Here is a 6,078-nt window from a genome sequence, read left to right as displayed (position 1 = left end):
TCATCATCCCGCTAACCTTTCCTGCGGAACGCTATGCGAACGGTGTAGCGGGAGTCTTCTAGCTTATATTAGATAACCCCTTGCGAGTTTTATTGGCAACAGAAAATGTGGCTAGGTAACGCTCTTAATTAACTACAGGTAAAAATTATGAATATCCAACTCAAAGCAGAATACGAGCAATTTATACAAACCCGAATTGCCACAGGTAGATATGAAAATGCTGAAGACGTAATTGTAAAAGCATTGAAACTCTTGGAGGAATGGGAGAAGGGTTATCAGGAATGGGAAGAAGAAACTAAGAAAAAACTGTCGGCTGGGCTGGCTTCTATCGAACGTGGAGACGTAGTAAATGGTGAAGTGGTGATGGCACGACTGGAAGAAAAATTACGTAAAGCGCGTGAGACTCAAGGATAATAGAATACTTTATTGCCAAGGAAGCAAGCCAAGATTTAGATGAAATTTTGGATTATTTTTTAGTTCGCAATGTTAATGCTGGGGAAAGATTCATACGATAATTTAATCAAAAGTGCCAAAATATAGCTCAATTTCCAAATATAGGGCGAAGTTACGCCAAGTTTGACCCCAGGCTCAGAGGCATACCCTTGGATGGTTACATTATTTTTTATCGAGTTTTTGAAGATGGTGTTGTGATTGTGCGGGTAATTAGTGGTCATCGAGATTTAGAATCTATCTTTGCAGATGTGGACGATGAGTAGATTAAAGTCAGCAAGTGATTTTTCCTGAGTAATTTATTCCTTGGAAATCCCTATGAGTTCCCCGTTCCCTATTCCCTTCACAGAGGAACTTTCTTAACCCAAGCGTATTGAGTTAGAGTTACCTGATTAATTGTGCCGCAGAATTAAAAAACTGACGACACAATCCCCTAGTTAATAACACTGTTGTCAGTAAGTTAGCAAAAGCAACTAGGAAGGTAATTAAAATTTCATAGGAGATAGCATCCAGGGGTCTGACACCAGCTAGTAACTGACCGGTGGTAATTCCTGGTATTGCTACCATACCGATAAGTATCATTTGATTAAAAGTAGGTATCAGTGCTGCTCTGATGGACTCTTTGCGGTACTGGGCGATCGCTTGCTCTGGAGTTGCGCCTAAGCTCAAGTAAGTTTCTATTTCTACATGGCTGGAATTAATGGTGCTGACAAGACGTTCCCCAGCGATCGCTGCTGCATTCATGGCATTACCTATGACTATTCCTGCTAGGGGAATCACATACTGTGGTTCGTACCATCTGTTTGGTTGAAGAATTAAGAAGCTAGTGTAAAGCACTGTCACAGCAGTGCTAATAAAAATTGCACCCCACACCAAAGGCAATACATAAGGAATCTTTTGGCTGATGCGATTTCGTGCGACAATCGCCGTAATTGTCAGCATAATTGCTAATATTGCCAAAACCGCCCAACCATTGTTCAAAGCAAAGATGAAATCTAAAATGTATCCCAATACAAGTAGTTGTAAGATGGTTCTTCCAGTAACAAGGGCTAAGTTCAACTCTAGTCCTAACTTTTCCCAGATAGATACACCAATGGCCATGGCCATTAATCCTAAAGCAATGCCTAAATCTACAAAATCTAGCTCTATTGGCTCCTGCATCAGTTTTGCATCTCCTGGTATTTTCTTTTCAAAGCAGCACCCACACGTGGAACTTTGATTCGATGTCTTGGCTCTTGGTTGATATATATCACCTTCATCAATTGAAAATTCAAAATTCTACAACTTTAACATGGTAAACACTTAGTAAATGCCCTGACATCTTTTTGTGTTGATTGTTGATGGTTGACAGTTAACATTCAGCGTTCAACCAACGTCATGATTAACTGTGCAATTTAAAAACTCAATAACTTAACACAACTATCTGTAAATTAACGTGTAGTAGTTGGCTACACCACAATTTAAGCAAAAACCCTAATAGATGCCTGATTTGGGCGATAGTCTTTTCCGATAAAATAAAAACTCATGTTCCAAAGCGTAAATCCCGTCCCTGCTTTTGACATCAAGCAACAATACACCAGCATCGAAGCAGAAGTAAGTGCAGCTGTTTTAGAAGTTCTGGCTTCTGGTCGTTATATAGGTGGCCCCTTAGTCGAAGGCTTCGAGCAACAGTTTGCTGCCTATCATGGTGTTAGTCAATGTGTAGCTTGTAATTCTGGTACTGATGCGCTCTATTTAGCTCTACGAGTTTTGGGAATTGGTGCAGGCGATGAGGTGATCACAACACCTTTCACTTTTATCGCTACTGCTGAAGTGATTAGTGCCGTGGGTGCAAAACCTGTTTTTGTAGATATTGATGCGACTACATTTAATTTAGATGTAGAGCAAATAGCGGCGGCAATTACACCAAAAACCAAAGCGATTATCCCGGTTCATTTATTTGGGCAACCAGTGGATATGACATCATTGATGGCCATTGCTCTTGCTCACAACTTGTCAGTCATTGAAGATTGCGCTCAATCTACAGGCGCAATGTGGGGCGAGGAAAAAGTCGGAAGCATTGGACATATTGGTTGCTTTAGTTTCTACCCTACTAAAAATCTTGGTGGTTGCGGGGATGGCGGAGCGATAACAACTAACGACCCAGCCATCGCTGCCAAACTGCGAATCCTACGAGATCATGGAAGTAAAATTCGATATTTACACGAAGAAATAGGTGTAAATAGCCGCTTGGATGCTCTACAAGCGGCTATTTTGCAAATTAAGCTGCGTTATTTGGATATTTGGAATGAACGGCGGCGAGAAATTGCCAATTATTACTATCAATTCCTGAGTCAAATTCCCGCCATTGTCCCGCCTCAAGAATTACCAGGGGGTATTGGCGTCTGGAACCAATACACCATTCGCATTTCCGGCGAAGGACGAAATGGTGCTAGCGCCAAATATCGAGATTGGGTACGTACTCAACTACAAGAGCAAGGTGTTAGTTCAATGGTTTACTATCCCTATCCTTTACACTTGCAGCCAGTTTATCAAAACCTGGGCTATCAAATTGGAGACTTACCAGTCGCAGAACAAGCTTGCCATGAAGTCATATCTTTGCCTATGTTCCCAGAACTCACACAACAACAGCAAGACCAAGTAATTTATGCGCTAAAGGATTGCTTGAATTAAGCTAAGGTGTTGATTGTTGACTGTTGACTGTTAACTGTTAACTGTTGACGGTTAACAGTTAAGTAGAACAGGATAAATAATTAAAGGTTTGTAGTGAGAACTTTAGTTCTCAAAAAAGGACTAAAGTCTTTACTACGAACTGAATTTTATGATTTTTACATTTTCAAGTCGTTCTACTTGACTTTTTTATACTTCATTTGCATGGGAAGTATTGTTTGAAGGTCATTATTGCTGCCAATCAGGGAATTAAACTAAAAAGTGACCAAGAATTCAGATTTCTATTGGCGGCAAAGACAAAATGATTAATAAGCTGCTTTTGCATTTAAGTTGCATCTTTTTTCATGTTGAGAGTTAATCGTCAACCGTCAACTGTATGAGGGACTGTGCAATTTAAAACCGCATCAGCTTATCAGTTTTGTTATGGCCTTTGTTTGAAAGTTTGATGGTTGTAGATGAACATAGGAATAATCCAGCCTTACAGTAACGGCTTTTTAGACGTTGTACCAGAGGGTGAAGGCAGTGACTATTGGCACATTGCAGCTATACACATCAATGGCCAAGCTTATTGTCCTAGTCCTCGGCTTTATCGTTCAGAAACAGTGGCATTAACAAAAGCTGCACAAATTTATGATTGGATAGCTGACCACGAAAATCAAATTGTAAATGGAGCTTACAATTGTTCTGAATTAAAACTCATTATATGGCAGCAACCAAAAATATCTTAGTTAAATTTAATTAGGGCTTGCTGAAAAAGTCCTTTGGTGGTGGTAGGGAACTCTTAATAGGGAATAGGGAACAGTTTTATCCTGATTGTTTTCCATTGTTTAGAGTCTAACAAATAAGCAATGCAAGGTTTTTAAGCTTAATAGCTTGATTTTCTTGCACTTGAGAGCGATTGAAAAACCTGAAAAGCACACAATATAAGACTTTCAAACCTATTCAACAGACCCTAATTAACGCCATGCTGATTCATCACAATTAGAGAATTGTCTTTGTTTAAATCCCCTAATGTTAATTGTGGGAATTCCTTGTTGCTTGTTTCCTTTTAAAGGTGTAAAACTTCATTTAAAAGGCAACAAACAGCAGGGAACAGTTTGTTTCACTTTATTTCCTTAAAAGACGTTTTAGCCATCGGTGCGCTTAAATTTTTGCTAGCAAAGGCGCAATATGCTTCTGGATTGATTTGTCCGTAATTTTTAAGAAAGTGAATACAATTAGGACGGTCTTTAAAGGTGGCTACATAAACTATGAAGGAATTTTTTTTATCTGATAAATTGGGGTAATCTGGTATCCATAACACCCCTGATTGACTAATTCCTTGAGATTGTAAAATTTTCACTTGCTTGATGGCAGCTTGCAAATTTGGCAAACTAGAATTTGCTACGAAATAAAAAGAATTCGGTAAATTAGCGGCGTTTGTAATTGGTAATTCACGAATTGTGCCGATTTGATTATTTGCTGTTCCTGGTGGAAGGGACAAAGAAGAATTTTCTCCAACTTCTGTTTTTGGGACTAGGGAAGATGTCGCTTCTTGATATGTACCGGATTGGGGAGAGTTTGCTAATAAAAGACCAATGATTACCGATGCACCAATTAATCCACCACCGATTAAAGTGCTACCAACAAAAATAGCGTTTTGTTTGCTGCTTTGGGCAGCTGGTAAGCGGATTACAGAATTAGTCAAAGCAGAAAATTGATTGTACATCGGTACGTTTGGTGCAGCTGAATTGGCAACATTTTCCAATGCATTCAGCATTTCTTTAGCAGTTGCATACCGTTCTCTAACATCAAATTGAGTTGCTTTTTTTAAAACTTCCATCAAATGGGGACTGATGACATCCCGATCCCAAACATGTTCTCCAGTATAGGAATCTGTCATCAATTCGTGAGGCGATTTTCCCATCAACAAGAAAATAGCTGTTAGTGCCAAACTATACAAGTCACTGGCAAAAACTGGGCGTCCTGCTGCTTGTTCGCTAGGCATGAAACCTGGTGTACCAATGATAATGGAATTACTAACAGTGCCTTCTGGATACATGACTGTTGCCATCGTTTCCCGCACTGCGCCAAAATCAATTAAAATTGGCTTGCCATCAGATGAACGCAGAATAATATTGTCCGGTTTAATATCGCGGTGGATAATACCTTTGCTATGTACAAAGTCCAGCAATTTCAACAGACTGATTAAAATGGGAATTACTTCACTTTCACTCAAACAACCGTTTTGTTTTACGTATTGGTTTAAGGTTTGTCCAGAAATCCATTCTTGTACGAGATAGAATTGCCCATCTGCTTGAAAGTAAGCGTACAAAGTAGGAATTTGCTCGCTTGCCCCACCCAGATCTTCTAAAATAGCGGCTTCTCTTTGAAATCGCCTTTGTACCAATTGGTAAACATCTGGATTTTCGGTTACTGGCTTGAGTTGCTTAATTACACAACGCCGCCCAGAAGGCATTTGGGTATCTTCCGCTAAGAATGTTTCGCAAAATCCACCAGTTCCAAGTACGCTAATAATGCGATAGCGATCGCTCAAAAGTGTTGATATCATCACGTTTTCTTGACTTAGGTTTGTTTGGAAGCACTCTCTATAGATAAGGATCTACAACTGCCTGCTTTAATAACTTTGACAGTGTATAGTTTTTTATATAAATTATTAATCTTTTCTAAACAAATAGACAATTTATTAGCTGCACACTTATTTAGAGTATCTAAGTATGAGAATATCACGAATTGCCTTTTTAATTAAGATACTGAAATAGATATGGACAATGGTAAAGCTATGAGGAATTTTTATTAAGAATTAGACATGGAGCATGGGGCATCGGGCATGGGGAGAGGGGGAGACAAGGAGAGAAGTCTGAGCGGAGGTTTCCGACCATCAGAACTTCGGAGAGAAAGATTGCTACCTTGTCTCCCTTGTCTACCTCATCCCCCTCGTCCCCTCCACCTCCCCAC

The 6,078-nt window shown here is 39.6% G+C and carries 5 protein-coding genes and 1 pseudogene; 4 read left to right on the top strand and 2 right to left on the bottom strand.

What is annotated here, in order from left to right; translation table 11 throughout:
- Positions 1-147 precede the first annotated feature (147 nt).
- Both GNE10_RS30960 and GNE10_RS30955 read left to right on the top strand, forming a co-directional pair.
- Entirely contained in the window at positions 148-414 is a 267-nt protein-coding gene (locus GNE10_RS30960; protein WP_185569693.1) for a type II toxin-antitoxin system ParD family antitoxin, read from the top strand.
- 119 nt (positions 415-533) lie between these two features.
- A pseudogene (locus GNE10_RS30955) lies at positions 534-716 on the top strand (type II toxin-antitoxin system RelE/ParE family toxin); the annotation flags it as partial.
- Between the two features lie 118 nt (positions 717-834).
- Here the strand turns inward: GNE10_RS30955 and GNE10_RS30950 are convergent.
- Positions 835-1,611, bottom strand: coding sequence for an ABC transporter permease (locus GNE10_RS30950; protein ID WP_185569691.1), 777 nt, complete (start codon positions 1,609-1,611; stop codon positions 835-837).
- 363 nt (positions 1,612-1,974) lie between these two features.
- On the opposite strand from GNE10_RS30950, the gene GNE10_RS30945 reads away from it, so the two are divergent.
- Both GNE10_RS30945 and GNE10_RS30940 read left to right on the top strand, forming a co-directional pair.
- Positions 1,975-3,123, top strand: a complete 1,149-nt coding sequence (locus GNE10_RS30945; RefSeq protein ID WP_185569689.1) for a DegT/DnrJ/EryC1/StrS aminotransferase family protein — start codon at positions 1,975-1,977, stop codon at positions 3,121-3,123.
- A gap of 452 nt (positions 3,124-3,575) precedes the next feature.
- A complete protein-coding gene (locus GNE10_RS30940; protein ID WP_185569688.1) occupies positions 3,576-3,848 on the top strand; it encodes a hypothetical protein in 273 nt (90 codons plus the stop codon).
- 374 nt (positions 3,849-4,222) lie between these two features.
- Here the strand turns inward: GNE10_RS30940 and GNE10_RS30935 are convergent, their stop codons facing one another.
- Entirely contained in the window at positions 4,223-5,671 is a 1,449-nt protein-coding gene (locus tag GNE10_RS30935; RefSeq protein ID WP_221643052.1) for a serine/threonine-protein kinase, read from the bottom strand.
- Positions 5,672-6,078: the final 407 nt, after the last annotated feature.

The organism is Nostoc sp. 2RC (assembly GCF_014222165.1).
Classification (GTDB): Bacteria; Cyanobacteriota; Cyanobacteriia; order Cyanobacteriales; family Nostocaceae; genus Nostoc; species Nostoc linckia.
This window is presented reverse-complemented; position numbering and strand designations above follow the sequence as displayed.

Excerpts from the sequence above, each read along its gene's own strand:
- GNE10_RS30950 (WP_185569691.1), bottom strand. The coding sequence starts at position 1,611 with ATGCAGGAGCCAATAGAGCTAGATTTTGTAGATTTAGGCATTGCTTTA.
- GNE10_RS30935 (WP_221643052.1), bottom strand. The coding sequence starts at position 5,671 with ATGATATCAACACTTTTGAGCGATCGCTATCGCATTATTAGCGTACTT.
- GNE10_RS30945 (WP_185569689.1), top strand. The coding sequence starts at position 1,975 with ATGTTCCAAAGCGTAAATCCCGTCCCTGCTTTTGACATCAAGCAACAA.
- GNE10_RS30940 (WP_185569688.1), top strand. The coding sequence starts at position 3,576 with ATGAACATAGGAATAATCCAGCCTTACAGTAACGGCTTTTTAGACGTT.
- GNE10_RS30960 (WP_185569693.1), top strand. The coding sequence starts at position 148 with ATGAATATCCAACTCAAAGCAGAATACGAGCAATTTATACAAACCCGA.